This is a genomic window from Streptomyces griseoflavus (assembly GCF_014649995.1).
In the GTDB taxonomy this organism is placed as follows: domain Bacteria; phylum Actinomycetota; class Actinomycetes; order Streptomycetales; family Streptomycetaceae; genus Streptomyces; species Streptomyces griseoflavus.
The window spans coordinates 212,316-233,915 of sequence record NZ_BMUC01000011.1; the positions used below are offsets into that span (position 1 = coordinate 212,316).

General features: G+C 73.5%; 22 protein-coding genes. 11 read left to right on the forward strand and 11 right to left on the reverse strand.

The features are described 5' to 3' along the window. Window positions 1-148: 148 nt before the first annotated feature. Both IE172_RS23445 and IE172_RS23450 read right to left on the reverse strand, forming a co-directional pair. Window positions 149-385: a hypothetical protein gene (locus tag IE172_RS23445; protein ID WP_190099264.1), complete on the reverse strand. Its 237-nt coding sequence runs from the start codon at window positions 383-385 to the stop codon at window positions 149-151. 342 nt (window positions 386-727) lie between these two features. Beyond that, the gene (locus IE172_RS23450) at window positions 728-2,218 is read right to left on the reverse strand and encodes a helix-turn-helix domain-containing protein (protein ID WP_229886300.1); all 1,491 of its coding nucleotides are present in this window, start codon (window positions 2,216-2,218) and stop codon (window positions 728-730) included. 159 nt (window positions 2,219-2,377) lie between these two features. On the opposite strand from IE172_RS23450, the gene IE172_RS34690 reads away from it, so the two are divergent. The 3 genes from IE172_RS34690 to IE172_RS23460 all read left to right on the forward strand — a co-directional run bounded on the left by IE172_RS34690 (window position 2,378) and on the right by IE172_RS23460 (window position 5,440). After that, window positions 2,378-2,998: an L-threonylcarbamoyladenylate synthase gene (locus IE172_RS34690; protein WP_229886302.1), complete on the forward strand. Its 621-nt coding sequence runs from the start codon at window positions 2,378-2,380 to the stop codon at window positions 2,996-2,998. Beyond that, window positions 2,995-3,768: a dienelactone hydrolase family protein gene (locus IE172_RS23455; protein ID WP_229886303.1), complete on the forward strand. Its 774-nt coding sequence runs from the start codon at window positions 2,995-2,997 to the stop codon at window positions 3,766-3,768. Before IE172_RS34690 ends, IE172_RS23455 begins: the two co-directional genes overlap by 4 nt. Before the next feature lie 163 nt (window positions 3,769-3,931). Beyond that, window positions 3,932-5,440, forward strand: a complete 1,509-nt coding sequence (locus tag IE172_RS23460; RefSeq protein ID WP_190099267.1) for a metallophosphoesterase family protein — start codon at window positions 3,932-3,934, stop codon at window positions 5,438-5,440. Window positions 5,441-5,451: 11 nt separating this feature from the next. Here the strand turns inward: IE172_RS23460 and IE172_RS23465 are convergent, their stop codons facing one another. Beyond that, window positions 5,452-6,426: a TauD/TfdA dioxygenase family protein gene (locus tag IE172_RS23465; protein ID WP_190099268.1), complete on the reverse strand. Its 975-nt coding sequence runs from the start codon at window positions 6,424-6,426 to the stop codon at window positions 5,452-5,454. A gap of 181 nt (window positions 6,427-6,607) precedes the next feature. Here IE172_RS23465 and IE172_RS23470 point away from each other — a divergent pair, with 181 nt between their 5' ends. Further along, entirely contained in the window at window positions 6,608-7,438 is an 831-nt protein-coding gene (locus IE172_RS23470; protein WP_190099269.1) for an aldo/keto reductase, read from the forward strand. A 60-nt stretch (window positions 7,439-7,498) separates the two neighbouring features. Here IE172_RS23470 and IE172_RS23475 read toward each other — a convergent pair whose 3' ends face one another. From IE172_RS23475 to IE172_RS23490, 4 genes are all read right to left on the reverse strand, one after another. Next, window positions 7,499-9,835, reverse strand: a complete 2,337-nt coding sequence (locus tag IE172_RS23475) for a SpoIIE family protein phosphatase (RefSeq protein WP_190099270.1) — start codon at window positions 9,833-9,835, stop codon at window positions 7,499-7,501. A 60-nt stretch (window positions 9,836-9,895) separates the two neighbouring features. Continuing rightward, window positions 9,896-10,363 carry a peroxiredoxin gene (locus IE172_RS23480; RefSeq protein WP_190099271.1) on the reverse strand — a complete coding sequence of 156 codons (468 nt, stop codon included), beginning with the start codon at window positions 10,361-10,363 and terminating at the stop codon, window positions 9,896-9,898. Beyond that, window positions 10,360-10,740 carry a DoxX family protein gene (locus IE172_RS23485; RefSeq protein WP_190099272.1) on the reverse strand — a complete coding sequence of 127 codons (381 nt, stop codon included), beginning with the start codon at window positions 10,738-10,740 and terminating at the stop codon, window positions 10,360-10,362. The genes IE172_RS23480 and IE172_RS23485 overlap by 4 nt, the downstream gene beginning before the upstream one ends. Window positions 10,741-10,817: 77 nt before the next feature. Next, a complete protein-coding gene (locus IE172_RS23490) occupies window positions 10,818-11,324 on the reverse strand; it encodes a MarR family winged helix-turn-helix transcriptional regulator (protein WP_190099273.1) in 507 nt (168 codons plus the stop codon). A gap of 166 nt (window positions 11,325-11,490) precedes the next feature. On the opposite strand from IE172_RS23490, the gene ligD reads away from it, so the two are divergent. The 3 genes from ligD (at window position 11,491) to hemC (ending at window position 14,385) form a co-directional block, all read left to right on the forward strand. Further along, on the forward strand, window positions 11,491-12,447 hold the full coding sequence (gene ligD, locus IE172_RS23495) for a non-homologous end-joining DNA ligase (protein ID WP_190099302.1): 957 nt from the start codon (window positions 11,491-11,493) through the stop codon (window positions 12,445-12,447). Window positions 12,448-12,592: 145 nt separating this feature from the next. Continuing rightward, window positions 12,593-13,369 carry an NPP1 family protein gene (locus IE172_RS23500; protein ID WP_190099274.1) on the forward strand — a complete coding sequence of 259 codons (777 nt, stop codon included), beginning with the start codon at window positions 12,593-12,595 and terminating at the stop codon, window positions 13,367-13,369. A gap of 80 nt (window positions 13,370-13,449) precedes the next feature. Next, complete coding sequence (gene hemC / locus IE172_RS23505; RefSeq protein WP_190099275.1) at window positions 13,450-14,385, forward strand: hydroxymethylbilane synthase; 936 nt, start codon at window positions 13,450-13,452, stop codon at window positions 14,383-14,385. A gap of 7 nt (window positions 14,386-14,392) precedes the next feature. On the opposite strand, the gene IE172_RS23510 is transcribed toward hemC, so the two are convergent. Then, window positions 14,393-14,914 (reverse strand): hypothetical protein, encoded by a 522-nt coding sequence (locus tag IE172_RS23510; RefSeq protein WP_190099276.1) that lies wholly within the window; start codon window positions 14,912-14,914, stop codon window positions 14,393-14,395. Window positions 14,915-15,421: 507 nt separating this feature from the next. Between IE172_RS23510 and IE172_RS23515 the strand changes: the two genes are divergently transcribed. After that, window positions 15,422-16,213 (forward strand): RNA polymerase sigma factor SigF, encoded by a 792-nt coding sequence (locus IE172_RS23515; protein ID WP_190099277.1) that lies wholly within the window; start codon window positions 15,422-15,424, stop codon window positions 16,211-16,213. Window positions 16,214-16,258: 45 nt separating this feature from the next. Here IE172_RS23515 and IE172_RS23520 read toward each other — a convergent pair whose 3' ends face one another. After that, entirely contained in the window at window positions 16,259-16,579 is a 321-nt protein-coding gene (locus tag IE172_RS23520; protein WP_435808671.1) for an ANTAR domain-containing protein, read from the reverse strand. 246 nt (window positions 16,580-16,825) lie between these two features. Between IE172_RS23520 and IE172_RS23525 the strand changes: the two genes are divergently transcribed. Beyond that, on the forward strand, window positions 16,826-17,626 hold the full coding sequence (locus IE172_RS23525) for a VOC family protein (protein WP_190099279.1): 801 nt from the start codon (window positions 16,826-16,828) through the stop codon (window positions 17,624-17,626). An 18-nt stretch (window positions 17,627-17,644) separates the two neighbouring features. On the opposite strand, the gene glgX is transcribed toward IE172_RS23525, so the two are convergent. Beyond that, window positions 17,645-19,789 carry a glycogen debranching protein GlgX gene (gene glgX, locus IE172_RS23530; RefSeq protein WP_190099280.1) on the reverse strand — a complete coding sequence of 715 codons (2,145 nt, stop codon included), beginning with the start codon at window positions 19,787-19,789 and terminating at the stop codon, window positions 17,645-17,647. Continuing rightward, window positions 19,786-20,298, reverse strand: a complete 513-nt coding sequence (locus tag IE172_RS23535; RefSeq protein WP_190099281.1) for a pep a2 — start codon at window positions 20,296-20,298, stop codon at window positions 19,786-19,788. The genes glgX and IE172_RS23535 overlap by 4 nt, the downstream gene beginning before the upstream one ends. 371 nt (window positions 20,299-20,669) lie before the next feature. Here IE172_RS23535 and IE172_RS23540 point away from each other — a divergent pair, with 371 nt between their 5' ends. Both IE172_RS23540 and IE172_RS23545 read left to right on the forward strand, forming a co-directional pair. After that, on the forward strand, window positions 20,670-20,972 hold the full coding sequence (locus tag IE172_RS23540) for a DUF5133 domain-containing protein (RefSeq protein ID WP_190099282.1): 303 nt from the start codon (window positions 20,670-20,672) through the stop codon (window positions 20,970-20,972). A 73-nt stretch (window positions 20,973-21,045) separates the two neighbouring features. Continuing rightward, the coding region (locus IE172_RS23545; protein WP_190099283.1) for a maltotransferase domain-containing protein at window positions 21,046-21,600 on the forward strand (555 nt) is incomplete at its 3' end.

Sequence of the window (21,600 nt, forward strand, 5' to 3'; positions counted from 1 at the left end):
CGATGGGGCTGCGGGCACCGGTGTGCGGGCGTGGGCGGGACGCCGGGGCGGTCGGCGCCGTCGGCCGGGAGGTGCGAGCCGGCCGTGGCACGGTGCGGGTCCGGTCGCCGTGCCGCGCACGGTGACCGGGCCCGGTGAGGCGGCCTGCTCAGCCGCGACCGAGGCGGGCGCGCAGCAGCCCCTTGCCGAGTTCCGCGCCCTTGCGGCTGTCCGCCTGGGCCTTGCGGAACAGGTCGGCGACCTCGGTGTCCTCGGCGCGCTCGGCGTCCTCGATGTAGCCCTGCAGGCGCAGGGCGTTGCTCAGGCACGCCTCGACGTACCAGATCAGGTTGTAGTCCTTGTCCTGCGTGCCGGTGGCGCCGCCGGTCTCCGTCTGGCCGGTCATCGGATCTCCTCTTCGCGGTGCTCGTTCACCGCCCGCCCCGTCACGGGTCGCGGAGGGGGCGGGCCTTGACAGCCGCGGCCGGGTACCCGCCCGGGGCGAGGACACACGGAGAAGCGGGCGAGGGCGCACGAGGAGGGAGGGGAGAGGGCTCGCGGCGCGACGGCGCGGGGAGCGAAGGGCGGGGAGCGAAGGGCGGGGGGCGCGACCGGTCCCCCGTTCCGGTCGTGCCCCCGCCGTGGCTCGAAACTAAACGGAACGGAGCGTGCCTGTGTACCGCACCGGTGCCCGCTGCGGCCGCCGGAGGGCTCATCCGTGCACAACCGAGTCCGGAAACACCCTTTTTCACCCCGCTGTGAGCACCGGCTGTTCCAGATCGCCCACCGCGAGGTGGGCCAGCACGACCTCGTAGAGGCCGGTTCCGGCGGCCAGCAGCTGGCGTTCCAGGACCGGTTCGGCGCTGCGCACGTGCTCGCGGACGGTCTGGGGGTGGACACCCAGACTCTGCGCCGCCCGTTCGGCGTTGCCGCCGGAGGCTATCCAGGCGCGCAGGGTGCGGCGCACGTTGCGGGCGTCGCGGTCCAGCCGCCCCAGCAGTTCCCGCGCCCAGGCGCCGACGGCGGGGCCGGACAGCAGGCCGGAGAGTCCGGGTGAGGGCGCGCCCCGGTCGGGGCCCGTCTGTCCGTCGAGGAGGTTGATCTGGGTGTGGAGTGCCAGATGGACGACGGCGCGGGTGGTGAGGTCGTCGAAGTCGGCGCCGAGCATGGCCTCGACGCGCTCCATGCGGGCCCGCACCGTGTTGCGGCTGACGCCGAGGATCTTGGCGGTGTTGACCGCGGTGAACTCCAGCCCCAGCCGGGTGGTGGCGAGGAGTTCGGCGCGCGTGTGGTGCGGGAGCGTGTCCAGTGGCCGCAGCACCCGGCCCGTCCAGCCGCGCAGGACGGCGGGGTCCATCAGCCGCTCGGGATGGGTGCGTTCGGCGTACACCGCTGTCTTGTCGGCGCGGAAGCGCGCCACCGCGAGCGCGCTGACGGCCTGTCCGTAGGCGGTGGCGGTACGGGCGAGGCTCTGCCACACGCTGCCGCCGAGGAACGTGTCGGGGTGCCGCCCGACCAGCGCCCGCAGCTCGGACGCCGTGCTCTCGCGGGGGCTGACGACGATGACGTGCCCGTCCATGGCGGGGCACCGCACGACCAGCGCCTCGTCCCGCGTGTCGTCGAGGCACTCCGCCACCAGCCGTTCGCGCCGCTCGGGCGCGGACTCGACGACGTACACGCACGCCGTGTCGGCGTCCAGCAGGCCCGGCCAGAGCCCGGCCGCGACGCGGCGGGCGGCCACGGCGTCCTCCACCATGAGCAGTTGCAGGATCGCCAGCCGCAGATCGGCGGTGGCCCGCTGGAGCCGGTGCCCGGCCGCGGTGGTCTCGTGGGCGGCCAGCAGGAGTTCGATCACCTGGGCGGTGTGCGTGACGACGTCGGCGGCGTGCCGGTCGAAGGGGGTCTCGCGGGAGACGGCCAGCACGCAGGTGCCCGACGGACGGCCGATCCGCACCAGGCGCTGGTGGCGCCCCTCCCCCTCCCAGGCGGCGGAGGCGATGCGGCCGGAGCCCAGGTCGGCGACGAGCGACTCCTCCAGCCGCAGCCGGGTGCCGGCGAGGACCGTGCCGTCGCCGTCCTGGAGGGTCACCTCCGCCCGCACGGTCGCGGCCAGCCAGTCGACCACCCTGCGGGCGTCCCGCCCGGCCGGCCGCAGATGCCCGAGCAGTTCCCGCGCCCAGCCGGAGGGCTCCCCGGCCGCTCCCGGCGTCCGCCGGATCCCGTCCCCACGGCCTGCCACCTCGGTGTTCCTCTCGTCTCCTCGCCGCCTCGGCATAGGCGGGGGACGTTACCCCACCCGTGCGCGCGGCTCATCCCGGCGCGGCGGGGCGTCCGGGCCCGGGCGGCGCCACGGACCCGTGTGCGCGGTGCTCCCGCGCGGGCGGCATAAGCTCGGTGAATGGCGAAGTACTTCGACGTGCACCCCGACAACCCCCAGTCCCGCACCATCGGCCAGGTCGCCGACAGCATCCGCTCCGGCGCCCTGGTCGCCTATCCCACGGACTCCTGCTACGCGCTCGGCTGCCGGCTGGGCAGCCGGGACGGCATCGACCGGATCCGCTCCATCCGCAAGCTGGACGACCGGCACCACTTCACCCTGGTGTGCCGGGACTTCGCGCAGCTCGGTCAGTTCGTACGGATCGACAACGACGTGTTCCGCGCGGTCAAGGCGTCGACCCCGGGCAGCTACACCTTCATCCTGCCCGCGACGAAGGAGGTGCCGCGCATGCTCCAGCACCCCAAGAAGAAGACCGTCGGCGTGCGCATCCCCGACCATGTCGTCACCCAGGCGCTGCTGGCCGAACTCGGTGAGCCGCTGCTGTCCAGCACGCTGCTGCTGCCCGGCGAGGACGAGCCGATGACCCAGGGATGGGAGATCAAGGACCGGCTCGACCACCAGGTGGACGCGGTGCTCGACTCCGGCGACTGCGGCACCGAACCCACCACGGTGATCGACTTCTCCGGCGGCGAGGCGGAGATCGTACGCAGGGGCGCGGGCGACGTCTCGCGGTTCGAGTGACCCGGCGTCCGGCCGCGGGCGCCGTGGCGGGGACCGGCGTCGACGTCCCCACCGAGGACGGGACGGCCGACGCCTACCTGACCCGTCCCGCCGACGGGGCTCCCCGGCCCGCGGTGCTGTTCTACATGGACGCCTTCGGCCTGCGTCCGGCGCTGCGGGCGATGGCCGACCGGCTGGCGGCGGCCGGCTACACCGTCCTGGTGCCGAACGTGCTCTACCGGCGCGGTCCCGCCCCCGTGGCCGAGCTGCCCGCGTTCATCGACGACGCGGCGCGGGGCCGGCTGCTGCGGCGCCTGATGCCGGTGATGCGGCAGCTCACGCCCGAGCGGGCGGAGCGTGACGCGGGATCGTATCTGCGATGGCTGGCCGGCTGCCCGGCGGCGGCCGACGGCCCGGTAGCGGTGACCGGCTACTGCATGGGTGCGGCGCTGTCCCTGCGCACCGCCGCCGCCCATCCGGAGCGGGTGGCCGCCGCGGCCGGGTTCCACGGGGGCCGGCTGGCGTCGGACGCGCCGGACAGCCCCCACCTCCTCGCCGGCCGGATCACCGCCGAGCTGTTCTTCGGGCACGCCGACCGGGACCCGTCGCTGCCCCCGGAGCAGATCGAGCGCCTGGAACGGGCCCTGACGGACGCCGGGGTCCGGCACCGCTGCGAGGTGTACCCCGGCGCGGGGCACGGCTTCACCCAGTCCGACACGGCCGCCTACGACGAGGAGGCGGACGAACGCCACTGGGCGGCGCTGCTCGGTCTGCTGGAGCGCACCTTCTGACCCGCCCGGGGATGTGCCCGGGCGGACGGCGGTGCCCCGCACGGCGGACGCGGCACCCCTCGCGTTCTCCTTCCTCGACACGGCCGCTCACGGCGGGGGTTCGCCGCCCCCGCCGGGGCACCCGGTCAACGGCCCCTCCGTGCACCGTTGTTACGGTGCACCGGTGTCCGACTCTTCACGCGATACCTCCGAGGGTGCCGGCTGGGGCGCCGCCGAACACGGCGCGTACCGGCGGCTGATGCCGCACAGGGCCGGCAGCAGGATCTCCTGGCTCGATCCGAGAACGCTGTGGGCGGCCCGCAACGGCGTCCTGGCCACGCTGTTCGGGGACCCCACGGGAGAGGTCCGCGCCCGCTGGGTGGCCCAGCGGGCGGCGGCCGGCGCCCCGGCCGACAAGGTGATCCGGCGCGAGGACCCGGACCGCTTCTCGTTCCTGGTGATCGGCGACACCGGGGAGGGCGGCGAGCCCCAGTACGCGGTCGTGCCGGGCCTGTTGAACGTGGGGCGGGGCACCGCCTTCGCCGTGCTCGCCAGCGACGTGATCTATCCGGTGGGCAGCGCCGACGACTACGGCCCCAAGTTCTTCCGCCCGTACCGGGACTACCGGGCCCCGATCTACGCGATCCCCGGAAACCACGACTGGTACGAGGACCTGGGCGGCTTCATGCGCGTCTTCTGCGACGACGCCCCGCCGCTGCCGCCCGGGCCGGCGCCGCGCCCCCTCACCCGGGCCTGGCTGCGCGGCCTGCTGTGGCACCGGCCGCGCCCCGGGGACGGCGGGGAGCTCGACGAGGCGCGCGGGCTGCGCTCCGGGCCGGAGCAGAGGGCGGTGCAGCCGGGACCGTACTGGGCGATCGACGCCGGCCCGGTGCGTATCGTCGGCATCGACACCGGGCTGCTGGGCACCCTCGACGCCGAGCAGGGCGCCTGGCTGCGGGAGGTGTCCCGGGGGCCGCGCCCGAAGATCCTGGTCACCGGTTCGCCGCTGTACGTCGACGGCAAGCACCGGCCGTGTCCGATCGAGGGCGGCGGAACCGTCGACGCCGTCGTCCGCGATCCCGCCCACCACTACGTGGCCGCGATAGGCGGCGACATCCACAACTACCAGCGCTACCCGGTGCGTCTGGAGGACGGCCGCACCCTGCAGTACGTGGTGGCGGGCGGCTCGGGCGCGTTCACCCACGCCACCCACACCATCCCCCGGGTCGACGTCGCCGGGGTCACCGAGCGGGACTTCCGCTGCTACCCGCTGCGCGGCGACTCCCTCGCCTTCTACAGCGCCCTCTACGGACGGCGGCTGCGGCTGCGGCGCCTCTTCGCCCTCACCGACGCCGAGGCGATGGCCGTGATCGCCGAGCGCCTCGGCATCGGCCCGACCCGTGCGCCGGGCCCCGCGCCCCGGGTGACCCGCCGGATGCGGCTGGTGGCGGGTCTGCTGGGCACCGGCCGCCGCCCGGACCGGGGCAAGCGGCTGCGGCTGCCGGTGCGCAAGGCCTACACGTCGCTCTTCTCACCGGGTTCGGCGACGTACAGCCCGCCGTTCTTCAAGAGCTTCCTGCGCCTGGACGTGAGCCCGGAGGCGGTCCGGCTGCGCTGCCACGCGGCCACCGGACTGCTCGCGCAGGAGGTCGCCCCGCCCGTCGAGGACGAGGTGACCATCCCGCTGACGTGAGCGCGGGCCCGCTACCAGCGGCCGGGCGCGGTCCCGGTGAGGGCCGTGGACGGCCGGCCGTCCACGCCCACGGGGACGTCACCGGTGAGCATCACGCGGTGCATGATCCTCGGGTGGCCGAGGTGGGCCGTGTCGCCCGGCGCCAGATGGATGGTGGCCCGGTTGTCCCAGAACGCCACGGTGCCCGGCTCCCACCGCAGACGCACCGTGTACTCGGGGCGGGTGGCCTGTTCGAGGAGCATCTCCAGGACGGCCGCGCTCTCGGGGCGGGACAGCCCGGTGATCTGCTCGACGTAGTAGCCGTTGACGAACAGCACCCGCTCCCCGGTCTCCGGGTGGACGCGCACCAGGGGGTGCTCGGAGGCGGTCTGCCGGTCCAGCAGATGGCGCACGTAGGCGTCGTCACCGGGGCGGGGCTGGTAGCCGACCCCGAGCCGGTGCTCGGCGCGCAGCCGGTCGGCGAACTCGCGCAGCGGAGCGGACAGTCCGGCGTAGGCGGCGGCGAGGTTCGACCAGGTGGTGTCGCCCCCGTGGGGCGGGACGGTCTCGGCGCGCAGGATCGTCGCGGCCGGCGGGTCGACGCGGGCGCCGTGGTCGCAGTGCCAGCCGCGCAGCAGGGTGTGGCGGCGCCGCCGCAGCCATTCCTCGTGCTCCATGCCGAACCGTCCGCCCAGCTCCAGCCGGTCGGCGGTCGTCTCGACCTCGGGGAAGTCCGGCGGGGAGGCCTTCCCGCGACGGGGCAGCACGACCGGCTCGCCGAACCGGCGGGCCAGTGCCACGTGGGCGGCGTGGTCGAGTCGCTGACCGCGGAAGAACACCACCTTCCAGCGCAGCAGCGCCGCCCTGATCCCGGCGACCACCTCCTCGTCGAGGTTCCCGGCGAGGTCGACGCCGGTGATGTCCGCCCCGATGTGCCCGGCGGCGGGACGCACCTCCATGGGCCCGGTCCGTGCCCCGTCCGCCGCGCCGCCCCTGTCCGTCGTCATGCTCGCCCTCTCCGTCGGTGGCCCCGCCGGCCCGGTACGGACCGGCTCCCGGGAAGATCGTGGCAGCGGAGCGCGGGCCTGGCGACAGGGCCTCCCGCGCGCCGGGACCCGCTCCGTTTGATCACCGCCCCCGTCGTCCCCGACGCTGGGAGGACGACACCGTCAACGGGAAGGCCCCCTCGTGATCAGCATTCCGAGCCACACCCTCAACGACGGCACCACCGTCCCGGCCCTGGGCCTGGGCACCTGGCCGATGGACGACGCAGAGGCGGAGCGGGCGGTCGGAACGGCCCTGGAGACGGGGTACCGCCTGGTGGACACGGCGACGAACTACCGCAACGAGACCGGTGTCGGCCGTGCCGTGGCCGCCTCCGGGGTGCCCCGTGAGGAGATCGTCGTGACGACGAAGCTCCCGGGCCGGCACCACGGCTACGAGGAGACCCTCGCGTCCTTCGAGGAGTCCCGGGCCCGGCTCGGCCTGGAGTACGTCGACCTCTATCTCATCCACTGGCCGCTCCCCCGCGTCGACAGGTACGTCGACTCCTGGAGGGCCATGATCAAGCTGCGCGAGGACGGGCTGGTCAGGTCGGTCGGCGTCTCCAACTTCACGCCCGCCCACATCGAGCGGCTGGAGGAGGAGACCGGGGTGCTGCCCTCGGTCAACCAGATCGAGCTGCACCCCTTCTTCCCCCAGGAGGAGCTGCGTTCCCACCACGCGGACAAGGGCGTGCTCGTCGAGAGCTGGAGCCCGCTGGGCCGTGGCTCGCGGCTGCTGGACGACCTCGCCGTCGCCACCGTCGCCGAGGCGCACGGCGTCACCCCGGCCCAGGCGGTCCTGCGCTGGCACGTCCAGCTGGGCGTACTGCCGGTCCCCAAGTCGTCCGATCCCGCGCGGCAGCGCGCCAACCTCGACGTGTTCGGCTTTGAACTGGATGCCGCCCAGATGCGGACGATCTCCGGACGCGCGCACCGGCGCATCGGCGGCGACCCGGAGGTGCACGAGGAGTTCTGAGCGGGTGACCGGCGCCCCGCGCCGTCGTGCGGAACCACGGCGCGGGGCACCGGCGGCGGATCAGCGGCGTGGCAGCGGCTGTTCCGCCCAGATCGTCTTGCCGTGGTCGGTCTGCCTGCTGCCCCAGCGCTGGGTGAGCTGGGCCACCAGCAGCAGTCCGCGGCCGCCCTCGTCGTAGACGTGCGCGCGGCGCAGATGCGGCGAGGTCGAACTGGCGTCGGAGACCTCGCAGATGAGGGTACGGTCGCGGATCAGCCGCAGCTGGACGGGGGGCACCCCGTACCGGATGGCGTTGGTGACCAGTTCGCTGACGACCAGCTCGGTCACGAAGGCGATCTCGTCCAGTTCCCAGGCGCTCAGCATGGCGGAGGTCCACTCACGGACGGCGGCCACCTCCTCGGGGTCGGGCCGCACCTCCCGGGTGGCCACCCGGTCGGCGCCGAGGGCCCGGGTGCGGGCCAGCAGCAGGGCCACGTCGTCGTCGGGTTCCTCCGGCAGCACGGCCTTCAGCACGCTGTCGCACAGGGCGTCCAGCGAGTCGGCGGGCGCCGTCAGGGCCCGGCGCAGCTCCTCGGTGGCGTGGTCGAGGTCGCGGTGCCCCATCAGGCCGTCGGTGTAGAGGGCGACGACGGAGCCCTCGGGCAGCCGGAGCTCCGTCGCCTCGAACGGCAGCCCGCCGACGCCGAGCGGAGGACCCGTGTTCACGGGCAGGAGCCGGCTCGTCCCGTCGGGCAGCACCACGGCGGGCGGCGGATGTCCGGCGGCCGCCACGGTCAGGAGCCGGGACACCGGGTCGTAGACGGCGTAGAGGCAGGTGGCTCCCAGCTCGGCGACGTCCTCGCCGCTCTCGTCGGTGGCGAGGTGGAGGACCAGGTCGTCCAGGTGGGTGAGGAGTTCGTCGGGCGGGAGGTCCACGTCGGCGAGCGTGCGCACGGCGGTGAACAGCCGCCCCATGGCCGCGGTGGAGGGGATGCCGTGACCGACGACGTCGCCCACGACCAGGCCCACCCGGCTGCCGGCCAGCGGGATGACGTCGAACCAGTCACCGCCGATGCCGGCCGCCGACGCGGAGGGCAGGTAGCGGTGGGCGACCTCGACGGCGGCCTGGCCGGGAAGCCCCTTCGGCAGCAGGCTGCGCTGGAGCGCCAGCGCGGTGGTGCGCTCGCGGACGAAACGGCGGGCGTTGTCGACGCAGACGGCGGCCCGGCTGGCGAGTTCCTCGGCGAGGAGGGTGTCGTCGGCGGTGTAGGCGTCGGGGTGGGTGGTGCGCGCGGCGACCACGACGCCGAGCGTCGTCCCGCGGGCACGCAGCGGCACGCTCAGCAGCGAGTGGGTGTCGGCGGGGACCGTGGGGCCCTCCTCCCGCGGGGAGGTGCCCCGGCCGCTCAGCCACCGGTCGAAGTCAGGATCGCCGGCGCCCCGGAGGACCGCCCGGCCCTCCCGCAGGTCCCGTGCGGGAACCGAGTCGGCCAGGTGTCCGTCGATCTCGCCGATGCGGACGGCCGACTCGGGTGTTCCCTCGGTGGCCGAGCGGTGCGCCACGCGGCGCAGCGGGAAGCCGTCCGGCCGGCGGTCCGGCGGTCCGCCCGTCGCGATGACCTCGTCGAGCAGGTCGACGGCGGCGAAGTCGGCGAATCCCGGCGCCAGGATCTCCACGAGTTCCTCCGCGGTGCGCACCACGTCCAGGGTGGTGCCGATCCGTGCGGCGGCCTCGTTCAGCATCACCAGGCGTTCTCGGGCGCGGAGCTGGGTGTTGCTGTCGAGCGCCGCCACGGCGGTGCCGATGACCGTGCCGGAGGTGTCGCGGACCGGCCACATCTCGATGTGCCAGGCGTGCAGCCGGGTGCCGGTGGGAAGCCGGGTGAAGTCCTCCAGGTGCACGGGTTCACCCGTTTCGACGACCCGGCGGAGGTGTCTGCTGAAGCCGCGGCTGGCCTCGGACTCCCCCATGATGTCCAGATAGCCGCGTCCGACCAGGTCCGACTCGGGTGTGCCCAGCATCCGGCAGGCGACGTCGTTGACTCTCAGATAGCGCTGTTCGGTGTCCAGGAGTGACATCCCCAGGGGCGCCTGCCGGAGCACCAGCCCCGCCAGGGAGGCGTCCCCCGCTTCGGACGGCTCGACGGTGATCACGTGTCCGGCCGGTGCGCCCCGCGCGTCCAGCAGGGGCTGCGCGGCCAGTCGCAGCAGTACGGGGTGACCGTCGCGGTGGCGCACTTCGACGGTCCTCGGCGGCAGCGGCCCGGAGCCCGCGGGCACGTGCTCGGTGAGCAGTTCCCGCACGGGCCGCCCCACGGCGTCCTCGGCCGGGTGGCCGGTCAGGCGCCGGGCACCCTCGCTCCAGCAGGTCACGATGGAGCGGGTGTCGACGGTCACCGCGGCGGAGGCTTCCTCCATTGGTCCAGCATCGACCCGGGGCCGCGCCCTCTCAACCGCGGCGGGGCACCCGGGGCCCTGTCACGCCCGGTGGTCGCGCAGGGCGGCCAGCGCACGGTCGGCGTGGGTGTTCATCCGCAGTTCGCTGCGGACGGCCTCCAGGACGGTGCGGTCCCGCCCGATGACGAAGGTGGCCCGCTTGGTGGGCGCCAGGGCGATCCCCCGCTTGACGCCGAAGCGCTCGCGGACGGTGCCGTCGGGGTCGGACAGCAGCGGCATGCCGAGGGTGTGCCGTCCGGCGAATTCGGCCTGGCGCTCGACCGGGTCCCCGCTGATGCCGACCGGGCGGGCGCCGACGGCGGCGAACTCGGCGGCCAGGTCGCGGAAGTGGCAGGCCTGGGCGGTGCAGCCGGGGCTGAGGGCGGCCGGGTAGAAGAACAGCACCACCGGCCCCTCGGACAGCAGGTCGGAGAGCCTGCGGACGGTGCCGGTCTCGTCCGGCAGGGCGAAGTCCTCGACCGTGTCGCCCTTCTCCGGGCGCCCGCTCACGGCCGGCCCTCCGCGTTCCTGGCGACGCCGCGCGCCCAGAGCACGAGGGGCACCTGCAGCGGCAGCCGGGCGAGGGCCGCGGCCTTCTGCGGCGCGGGGCGGTGCCGCCAGTCGACGGCCATCTTCACGTTCGCGGGGAAGACCCCGACGAAGAACGCCGCCGAGGCCAGGGCCGCGGTCCTGCGGGTGCGGGGCAGCGCCAGGCCGGCGGCCAGCGCGAGTTCCACGGCGCCACTGGCGTAGGTCCAGGTGCGCGGTGAGCCGGGCAGCGAGCGCGGCACGGTGTGGTCGAACTGGCGTGGGACGGCGAAGTGCGCGGTGCCCGCGGCGGCCAGCAGGCCGGCGAGCAGCAGGGGCGAGCGTTCGGACCGTGACACGGTTCCTCCTCCGGTGGCCTGCCGCGCGATATTACCGGACGGTAAGGAGCCGTCGGATGCCGGATCCGCGGCGCGGGTCAGCGGGTGGCCCCGGATTCCGCGTCCTCGTCGGCGGCGTAGGTGAGCAAGTCGTCGACCATGCGGTGGAAGAGGGTGGCGAGCTGCCGCAGGTCGTCGGGCGACCAGTGGGCGAGGGCTGCCTGCATGCCCCGGACGCCGGTCTGGCGGAGCCGGGCGATGGCCTCGCGTCCGGCGTCGGTGAGCTCGATGCGCTGCGCGCGCCGGTCGTCGGGGTCGGGGACCCGGGTGGCGTGGCCGGATTTCTCCAGCTGCTGCACCGTACGGGTGACGTGCGAGGCCTCCACGCCCAGCTGCGCGGCCAGCTCCCCCGGCCGCATCGGCTCGGCGTCGGCCATCTTCCGCAGCAGCGCGACCGCGGCCCGGTCCAGCGGTACCCCCGCCAGGGCGGTCAGCCGCTCGTGCCGACGGGCGCGCGAGCTCAGATACGTGATGCGGTGCAGCGCGCGCTCGATCTCGGCCACTTCCGGGGAAGCGGGAACGTCGGGGAGCGGGGGTGTGGCCATACCGGAACTTTACCATCTCATTGCGTAACTCAATCAATCGCCCCCGCGCCCGGGCCGCGCCCGGCCCCGTCGGAGGCCGTTCGGGCGAAAGCACCGCGGCGGGCGCGTGGCGTCCGGCCCGGGCGTCCACACCTCCCCCGTGACGACCCTGCCGCTGATCCCGCCCATGCTCGCCACGTCCGGCTCGCTGCCCCCTCCCGCGGCGGATTCCCGCTGGGCCTACGAGACCAAGCAGGACGGGCAGCGGGCGGTGGTCTACCTCCCCGGGGACGGCACGCTCGCCCTGCGGGCCCGCTCCGGGCAGGAGATCACCGGTGCCTACCCGGAGCTCCGTCCGCTGGCCACCGCCCTCGGCGGCAGACCCGCGGTGCTGGACGGCGAGGTGCTCGCCCTCGACGAGGAGGGCCGCGCGAGCTTCCAGCTGCTGCAGTCCCGGATGGGCCTGGCGCACGCCCCCGCCAGGGCGGCGCGGCGCGCGGCGGCGGTGCCGGTCCATCTGGTGCTGTTCGACGTGATGCACCTCGACGGGCGGTCACTGGTCCGGCTGCCCTACGTCCGGCGCCGCGAGACGCTGCTGGACCTCGCTCTCGACGGGCCCGCCTGGTCCACCCCGTCGGCGATCGTCGGTCACGGCCGGCAGGCCCTGCGGGCCACCCTGGAGCACGGCCTGGAGGGCCTGGTCTGCAAACGGCTGGACTCGGTGTACGAGCCGGGCGTGCGCTCCCGCGCGTGGATCAAGATCCGCAACATGCGCAGCGAGGACGTCCTGGTGGGCGGCTGGCTGCCCGGCAGGGGGCGGCTGAGCGGGCTGCCGGGCGCCGTCCTGGCCGGGCAGCGGGCGGGGGGCCGGCTGCGCTACGTCGGCGGCGTGGGCACCGGCTGGAGCGAGGCCGAACGGACCGAACTCGCCGCGCTGCTGCGGGCCGCGGCGACCGACGTCTGCCCCTTCGACCCGGTACCGGCCGTCCCGGGCGCGCACTGGGTGGTGCCCCGGCTGGTCGGCGAGGTGCGCTACAGCACCCGCACCCGGGACGGCATGCTGCGCCAGCCGTCCTGGCTGCGCCTGCGGCCGGACCTCGCCCCGGAGGAGGCGGCGGCCGACATTCCGGACGACATGGTCTGATCCGCACCCTGGCGCCGTGAGCGTCGCGCCGCGCTCCACCGGGGGCACCCGCGACCCCTCTTGGCATGCATGCGTCCAGCCGGGATGCTGAACTCCCCCATCCCCCACAGCCGTTGGTCCGCGCCCGGACCAAGAGGGAGACGCAGTGTCGTCGAGCACGCCCCGAACACACCGCAGGAGATGGCTGACCGGCACGGCCGGCGCGGCCGCGCTCGTCCTCGCCTTCCCCGCCACCGCCTTCGCCGCTCCCCCGCCCGCCCTGCCGGCCAGTGCCGACGCCCTGGAGCGGACCTTCCAGCCTGCCTACGACTACGACACCGACGGCTGCTACCCCACGGCCGCGATCGGCCCGGACGGCACGGTCAATCCCGGCCTCAAGCCGACGGGCGCGCTCAACGGCAACTGCCGTGACGCCTCGGACCTGGCCGACACCAACGGCTACGCCCGCTCCAGGTGCAACAACGGATGGTGCGCCGTCGTCTACGCCCTGTACTTCGAGAAGGACCAGGCCCTGCCGGGCATCGGCCTCGGGGGCCACCGCCACGACTGGGAGCACGTCGTGGTGTGGGTGCACGACGACACGGCCCAGTACGTCGCGACGTCCAACCACGGCTCGTTCACGGTCCACGCGCGGTCGGCGGTCCGCTTCGAGGGCACGCACCCGAAGATCGTCTACCACAAGGACGGCATCGGCACCCACTGCTTCCGCCTGGCCGGCGCGGGCGACGAACCGCCGGAGAACCACCGGGGCAGCTGGCAGTACCCGGCCCTGGTCGGATGGAACGGCTACCCGGCGGGACTGCGCGACGCACTGGTCGCCCACGACTTCGGCAGCGCCCACTTCGGCCTGAAGGACGGCAGTTTCGCCTCCCATCTCGCGGCGGCCAAGCCGTCGGGCATCCCGTTCGACCCGAACGGCTGAGCGGGGCGGCCCCGTCCGGTGCCGGGAACCCCTTCGTCGTTCCCGGCACCGGACGGGCCGTGAGGGTCTATCGTGTCGCCATGTCCGTCCCCGGAACCATCCGCATCGTCTCCCGCGACTCCCCCATGGCGCTCGCCCAAGTGGAGCGGGTGCGCGAGGAGTTGGCCGCCGCCCGGCCCGGTGTGCGCACGGAGGTCGTCCCGGTGAGGACGACGGGTGACAAGTGGCTGGGCGATCTGTCGCAGGTGGAGGGCAAGGGCGCGTTCACCAAGGAGGTGGACGCCGCACTGCTGGCGGGCGAGGCGGACGTCGCCGTGCACTGCGTGAAGGACGTGCCCGCCGACCGGCCGCTCCCGGCGGGCACGGTGTTCGCCGCGTTCCTGAAGCGGGACGACATCCGTGACGCCCTGGTGCATCCGGGCGGGCTCACCCTGGACGAACTCGCGCCGGGAACGCGGATCGGCACCTCCTCGGTGCGCCGGGTCGCCCAGCTCGCCGCGACCCACCCGCACCTTCGGTGCGTACCGATGCGCGGCAACGCCAACCGGCGGCTGCGCAAGCTCGCCGACGGCGAGGCGGACGCGCTGCTGCTCGCGGTCTCCGGGCTGGAACGCATCGGCCGCGCCGACGTGATCAGCGAGGTGCTCTCCCCGGAGGCGATGATGCCGCCCATCGGCGCGGGCATCCTCGCCCTGCAGTGCCGCGAGGGCGACAGCGGACTCATCGACGCGGTCGGCGTCCTCGGCCACCCGGACACCCATCGCGAGGCCGACGCCGAACGCATGTTCCTGCATGTGCTGCAGGGGCACTGCAACAGCCCGATCGCCGGGTACGCGCGGGTGGACCGGGGCGGCGAACTGTCCCTGAGCGCCTGCGTCTTCACGCCGGACGGCAAGACACGGCTGAACGCGCACGAGTGGGCGGGACGGCTCGACCCGGCGACGCTCGGCACCTCGGTCGCCGTGGCACTGCTGCGTCAGGGCGCCCGCGAGATCATCGACGGCATCCCGCACTGACTCCGGGTCAGGCGGTGCCCTCCTCCGCCTGCTCCTGGAGGAAGACGCTCACCTGCTGGGCGAGGCTGTCCCGGCCGGCGCCGACGGGCGTGCCCGCGGAGCACTCGCGCACCCCGACGCCGCCGCTCCACAGCCGGCGGCCGGCCCACTCCTCGTCGGCGCGCAGCTGCACCTGGACGTCGACCTGGTCCAGGGACGCCTCGGGTCCCGCCGCGTAGAGCACGGCGGTGGCACGGCGCAGCGGGTGGACGTCGAATCCCTCGATGAACTGCGAGTTGCGCCAGTCGATGAACGCGCTCTCGCCGTCGGAACCGGTCCGTACGTCGATCTGGCCGTCCTCGAGGTGAATGCAGAAAGGCCGGTTCCCGCGATTCTCGACGGTCACGCGGACACTGAAGTACGCCAGCCCGTCGGCCGCGTCGTCCCGTCCGCGGGGCGGCTCCCCCGGTTCCAGACGATGGACGCGGACCCGCAGACCGGCATGCTCGTCGTACTCCTGCCAGTCCCCGACCACGTTCGGCTCGTACACAGTGCACCTCTCGACTTCTGTCCGCTGTTTCCTATCTGTGGGCTCAGCGCACTGTCAAATGGGCGGAATGCGCCGTGGTCAGGCAGTTCGCCCGGCCTGATCAGTGATCAAGCGCTGCGCTGGAGGAATCCCCGGCCGACCCGCCGGGCCCGCCGCGGCGGCGTGCCGCACATCACGTCCGCCGCGATGATCACCGGAGCGCCGCGGTGGCGCGCCGCGCCACCGGCCACACCGCGGCCGCGGACCGTCCGCCGCTCCGGGCCGGCATTTCACGCATTGAATTCCTCCGATTCCAGAACGTACTCCTCCCAGAATGCGGACCCGGTGAATGACCGTGAATTCCGGAAGCCGTTTTGAAAGGACGGCACACGGGGAATGGAATGCTCAGTGCTTCGGACAGGAGGCACGTCCGTGGGAACCGGATCGCCGGCCCCGGGCCCGCCCGGTCCGTGCAGCCGCTTCCCACGGGGTCCGTCCATCCGGCATCCCGCTCAGGGAGGTGCGCTGATGCGTACCGTCAGTCCCAGGAAGCCGCACTCCCACGACGACGCCCCCGACACGGCGGGGGACTTCGCGCGTCTGGCCGGGCTCCCCGAAGGGCCCGAGCGCCGGACGCTGCGCGACGAACTGGTCACCGCCTGGCTGCCCATGGCCGAACGGATCGCCGTCCGGTTCCGCGGGCGCGGTGAGGCACTGGAGGATCTGTACCAGGTGGCGGCCCTCGGTCTGGTGAAGGCCGTCGACCACTACGACCCGGCGCGCGGCAACGCCTTCGAGGCGTACGCCGTGCCGACCATCACCGGTGAGATCAAGCGGCACTTCCGCGACCACATGTGGACCCTGCACGTACCGCGCCGGGTCCAGGACCTGCGCAACCGCGTGCGGCACGCGGCGAAGGAGCTGGCCCAGACGACCCCCGGCCGCTCCCCCACCGTCCCCGAGATCGCCGCGTACGCCCGGCTGAGCGAGGACGAGGTGCGCACCGGGGCGGAGGCCCTGGAGTGCTTCTCCGCGCTGTCGCTGGAGGCGGAGATGCCGGGCACCGACGGCTACGCCCTCGGGGACGCGATCGGCGGACCGGACCCCGCCTACGACACGGTCGTCGACCGGGTGGCGGTACGGCCCTGTCTGGAGGCGCTGCCGGAACGCGAACGGCTCATCCTCTACCTGCGCTTCTTCAAGGGGATGACGCAGAGCGGCATAGCCGAGCAGCTCGGCATCTCGCAGATGCACGTCTCCCGGCTGCTCAGCAGCTGTTTCGCGCAGCTGCGCGAGGAACTGCGCACCGAGGCCGGCTGACCGGGCCGGCACCGGCGCCACGCCACCCGGCCGCTCGGCGGGCGGTCAGCGCTCGGGGGGCTCGCCGGGCAGCCGGGTGGGGCCGAGCCGGTCCAGGACCTCCTCCAGCACGGTGCGCACCTCGACGGGCAGCAGGCCGGTGCGGCCCCAGACGAGGATCATGTCGGCGACGCTGCGGAGTTTGATGTTCGTGCGCTGGGAGACCTCCTTGAGGACCGTCCAGCCCTGGTCGGGCGAGACCCGTCCCAGTGCGACGATCATGCCGATCGCCTGGTCCACCACCGCGTGCGAGACGACCGCGTCCTTCAGCTGCTGCACCTCTTCCTCCAGCTGGAGAATCCGGTCCGCGCCCCCGTCCGTGGGCATGGTCACCTCCGGGTCCGGTGTGTCCGCTCTCGTCGTGCCTTCGCAGGGTGCTTGAGTGCCTTCACCCAGTGTCGGACTCCTCCATCGTCGCTACTGGGGCCGCCCTGTGCCACCGGGGTGGTCCGGGGGCGTGCGGGGGCACCGTTTCGGGGGTCCCGCCGGGGTACTCGGCAGGCGCCCGGGCCGGTGCCCGGCCGACACTGGTGCCATCCGGGTGGCTGCCGACGAGATCAGGACACGACTGCCATGAACCACGACATGCCCTCCTCCGCCGCGACGGAGGTCTTCTCCACGCACTCCGTCTACGGCGCGCCCTGCTGGGTGAGTCTGACCAGCCGCGACGTGCGGACGACCGAGGAGTTCTACGGGGCGGTGCTGGGCTGGGAGTGGCGTCCGGTGCGCCTGGGCGACCGGTTCCGGGTCGCCCTGGCCGACGGCCGGCCGGTGGCCGGGATCGCCGCCGTCGCCGACATGTGGCAGATGGCGGTGGCGTGGACCCCGTACTTCGCGGTGCGCAGTGCCGACGAGGCGGCGGCGCGGGTGCAGGAGCGCGGCGGGACGGCGGCGGTCGGCCCGCTCTCGCTGCCGCCCGGGCGCGCGGCGCTGCTCGCCGACCGTGACGGGGCGACGTTCGGGGTGTGGGAGGGGGAGCTGTTCAGCGACTGGGTGGCCTGGCACCGGGCGCGGCCGGCGTTCATCCGGCTGCACACCCGGGACGCCTTCGACGCCGCGATCTTCTACGGCGAGGTCTTCGACTGGGCCTCCAGCGAACCCGGTTACTGCGAGGTCGGCTACGAGGGCGAGGAAGTGGTGCTGCGCAGCGGCGGGAACGTGGTGGCGCGCATCGAGTCGGGGGCGCTGGGATCGGCTCCCGACCCCACCATCCGGCCCCACTGGCAGGTCCACTTCGCGGTGAGGGACGTGGCGGCCTGCGCCCGTGCCGCCGAACGGCACGGCGGCAGCGTGCTGTCCGAGGGGCCCGAGGAGGCCGTGCTCCGTGACAACGAGGGCGCCCAGTTCACGGTGACCTCGCGCCGGGAGCGCTGACCTCCCCGGACCCGCCGGTCAGCGCGGCGCGCGGGACGGGCGGGACAGCAGCACCAGGCTGCGGGCGTCGACGGTGAGGGTCGTGCCCGCCTTGTGTTCCGACTCGTCGGGGGTGCCGTCCGGGTCCGCGGTGTCGATCAGGGCCGTCCAGCGTTCGCCGTAGGAGGCGTCCGGCAGCCGGAAGTCGACCGGCTCCCAGTGGCTGTTGAGAAGCAGCAGGAACGAGTCGTCGACCAGGCGCCGCCCGCGCGGGCCGGGTTCGGCGATGGCGTCGCCGTTGAGGAACACGCCGACCGAGTGGGCGTCGGAGCGCCCCCAGTCGTCGTCGGTCATCTCCTGGGCGGTCGGCAGCAGCCACACCAGGTCGGGCAGCGGCTGGTCATGGTGGCGCACCGTCTCGCCCCGGAAGAAGCGGCGGCGGCGCAGTACGGGATGGGCGACGCGCAGCGAGATGAGGGTGCGTGTGAAGTCCAGCAGGGCGCGCTGTTCACCGGTGAGCCGCCAGTCGATCCAGCTGATCTCGTTGTCCTGGCAGTAGGCGTTGTTGTTGCCGCGCTGGGTGCGGCCGAGTTCGTCGCCGTGGGAGAGCATCGGGATGCCCTGGGACAGCAGCAGCGTGGCGAGGAAGTTGCGCTGCTGGCGGGCGCGCAGTTCCAGCACGGCCGGGTCGCGGGTGGGGCCCTCGGCGCCGCAGTTCCAGGACCGGTTGTTGCTCTCGCCGTCCCGGTTGCCCTCGCCGTTGGCCTCGTTGTGCTTGTCATGGTACGAGACGAGGTCACGCAGGGTGAAACCGTCGTGTGCGGTCACGAAGTTGACGCTGGCGCGGGGCCTGCGCCGGTGGTGCGCGTACAGGTCGGAGGAGCCGGTCAGCCGGGAGGCGAACTCGCCGAGCGTGTGCTCCTCCCCGCGCCAGAAGTCCCGTACGGCGTCGCGGTAGAGGCCGTTCCATTCCGACCACAGCGGCGGGAAGTTGCCCACCTGGTAGCCGCCCTCACCGAGGTCCCAGGGTTCCGCGATCAGTTTGACGCGGCTGATCACCGGGTCCTGCTGGATGAGGTCGAAGAACGCCGACAGCCGGTCCACCTCGTGGAACTGCCGTGCCAGGGTGGCCGCGAGGTCGAAGCGGAAGCCGTCGACGTGCATCTCGGTCACCCAGTAACGCAGCGAGTCCATGATCAGCTGAAGGACGTAGGGGTGGCGCATCAGCAGGCTGTTGCCGGTGCCGGTGGTGTCGTAGTAGTGGCGCCAGTCGCCGTCCACCAGGCGGTAGTACGAGGAGTTGTCGATGCCTCGGAAGGAGAGCGTGGGGCCCTTCTCGTTGCCCTCGGCGGTGTGGTTGTAGACGACGTCGAGGATCACCTCCAGCCCGGCGGCGTGGAGGGTCCTGACCATGTTCTTGAACTCGGTGACCTGCTGTCCGCGCGTACCGCGGGCGGCGTAGGCGTTGTGCGGGGCGAAGAAGCCGATGGTGTTGTATCCCCAGTAGTTGACCAGGTCGCGGCCCTGCAGCACACCGTCCTGGACGAACTGGTGCACCGGCATCAGCTCGACGGCGGTGACGCCCAGCGAGGTCAGGTGCCCGACCACGGCGGGGTGCGCCAGTCCGGCGTAGGTGCCCCGGAGTTCGTCGGGGACGTCGGGGTGAGTGCGGGTCATGCCCTTGACATGGGCCTCGTAGATCACCGTGTCGGAGTAGGGGCGGCCGGGCGGGGCGTCGTCGCCCCAGTCGAACGCCGGGTCGGTCACCACGCCGAGCATGGTGTGGCCGGCGCTGTCGGCCGGGTCGGGGCCGTGCGGGTCGCGCTCGTACAGCGAGGGATGGTTGTCGATCTGCCCGTCCACCGCGGTGGCGTAGGGGTCGAGGAGCAGTTTCGCCGGGTTGCAGCGGTGGCCGGCCGACGGGGCCCAGGGGCCGTGCACCCGGTAGCCGTAGCGCTGTCCGGGGCCGATGCCGGGGAGGTAGCCGTGCCAGACGAATCCGTCGGCCTCGGTGAGCCGTACGGTCCGGTGGCGGCCGTCGTCGTCCACCAGGACCAGGTCGACGCGTTCGGCGACCTCGCTGAAGAGGGCGAAGTTGGTGCCCTCGCCGTCGTAGGCCGCACCCAGTGGATAGGGGCGCCCGCTCCACGCGGGCGCCCCTTTCCGGGTCTGTCGCCGGGTCACCGGGCCTCCTCCAGGAGGCCGCCGGGCGTTCGTACCCGGCCCGTGAGCAGGGTGACGCTCAGCTCGCGGGGCAGGTCGAGACCCTCGCTCTCGCGCGGGTCGGGTGTGGTGGGCACGAGGGGGACGCGTTCGCCGGCGCGGGCCCGCTGGGAGAACCAGATGACCTTGGCTCCGCTCTCGGTGGCGCAGCAGCCCCAGCCGTCGCTGCACGCGGCGATGTGCTGCAGGCAGCCGCGCAGTTCCTGGTCCGGGCGCAGGGCGCGGTTGTTCTCCCCGATGGCCGTGATGAGGTGCTGTCCGTTCCACCACATCTCGATCGACGTGTTCCGGTCGGTGGCGTGCTCGGCGATGGCGCGCAGCAGCATCTCGGCGCCGCCGCAGACGGGTTCCATCAGGTTCTCCAGGTCCCAGAACCGGAGGTGGGCGGCCATGATGCGGCTGACCTGTCCCACTTTCTCCGGGCTCACTTCCACGTCGAGGTGGTAGTAGCAGGGCACTGCGGTCTTCATCGTCGTCGGCTCCTCACCGCGAAACTCTCGCTCCTCCTCGCCCCGCGGGGCGAGCCCCCGGTCACGGAACGTGAGCGGGTATGGCTTCTGAGTCACCTTCAGCGTGAGGGGGTTGGTCCATTCGTGCAACACGAGCGCCGGGCGGGACGCGTGGGGCGACAAACGGGCAGGGAGGGGCGGAAACCGCGTGCGGGACGACCCGGGGAGCCCACCCCCCGTTGGTTGAATATCCAACAAGACGTCGGGTCACCGCCCGTGCACCATGTGTGAAGACCTCGATCGCCGTTACGGGTCCGTGCACCGCTGCGCACGGTTCCGCCCGACCGTCGGGACAACGCGTCTCCATCGAGCCCCGGAAGGGTGAACGGCGCATGCTGCTACCCGCAAAAGCCGAAGTTGCCCGGCAGTTGCGTCGCTACCGGGCCTGGGAACGCGTGATGCTGGCGGCGCCCACCGACCGTACGGTGCGGGCCACCTTCGAGGACTCCGGCTACACCCTCTGTGTGCTGATGGGGAAGCGCTGCGCGCGGGAGGCCGCCGACGCCGCCGAACGGTATCTGCGCACCACCGTCGTCACCTACTTGCAGGAACAGGACGGCAGGCCCCGTCCCGCCGCCACGGTCCGGCGGGGCCCGCCGGCCGTGGAGCGGCGCTCCCCGGCGGGAAGGCAATGACCTTCCCGCCGCTGTCTGGTCCCACGCCCGGGCGCCCGCCCGGGCGTCGAGCACGGCGGAGGTGCACCACCCCATGAAGACGACCCGGACCATCGGTCGTGTCCCGGTACGGGACGTCCGGCCGTCCGTCGACGGCGGGAGGCGGCCGGCCAAGGCCGTCGTGGGTGAGACCTTCGAGGTCACGGCCACCCTGTTCCGGGAAGGGCACGACGCGGTGGGCGCCGACGTGGTGCTGGAGGATCCCGACGGGCGTCCTGGGCCGTTCACGCCGATGCGGGAGCTCGCGCCCGGCACGGACCGGTGGGGCGCCGAGGTCGTCGCGGACGGCCCCGGCCGGTGGACCTACCGGGTCGAGGCATGGAGCGACCCCGTGACCACCTGGCGCAGGACCGCCGGCATCAAGGTCCCGGCGGGCATCGACACCGGGCTGGTCCTGGAGGAGGGCGCCGATCTCCACGAGCGTGCGGCGGCGGGGGTGCCGCGGGACGACGGGCGGGACGTGGTGCTGGCCGCGGCGAAGAAGCTGAGCGACGACTCCCTCCCCTGTGCCACCCGGCTGGCGGCGGCGTTGACGCCGGAGGTGGAGGCGGTGCTGGCCCGGTATCCGCTGCGGGAGCTGGTCACCAGC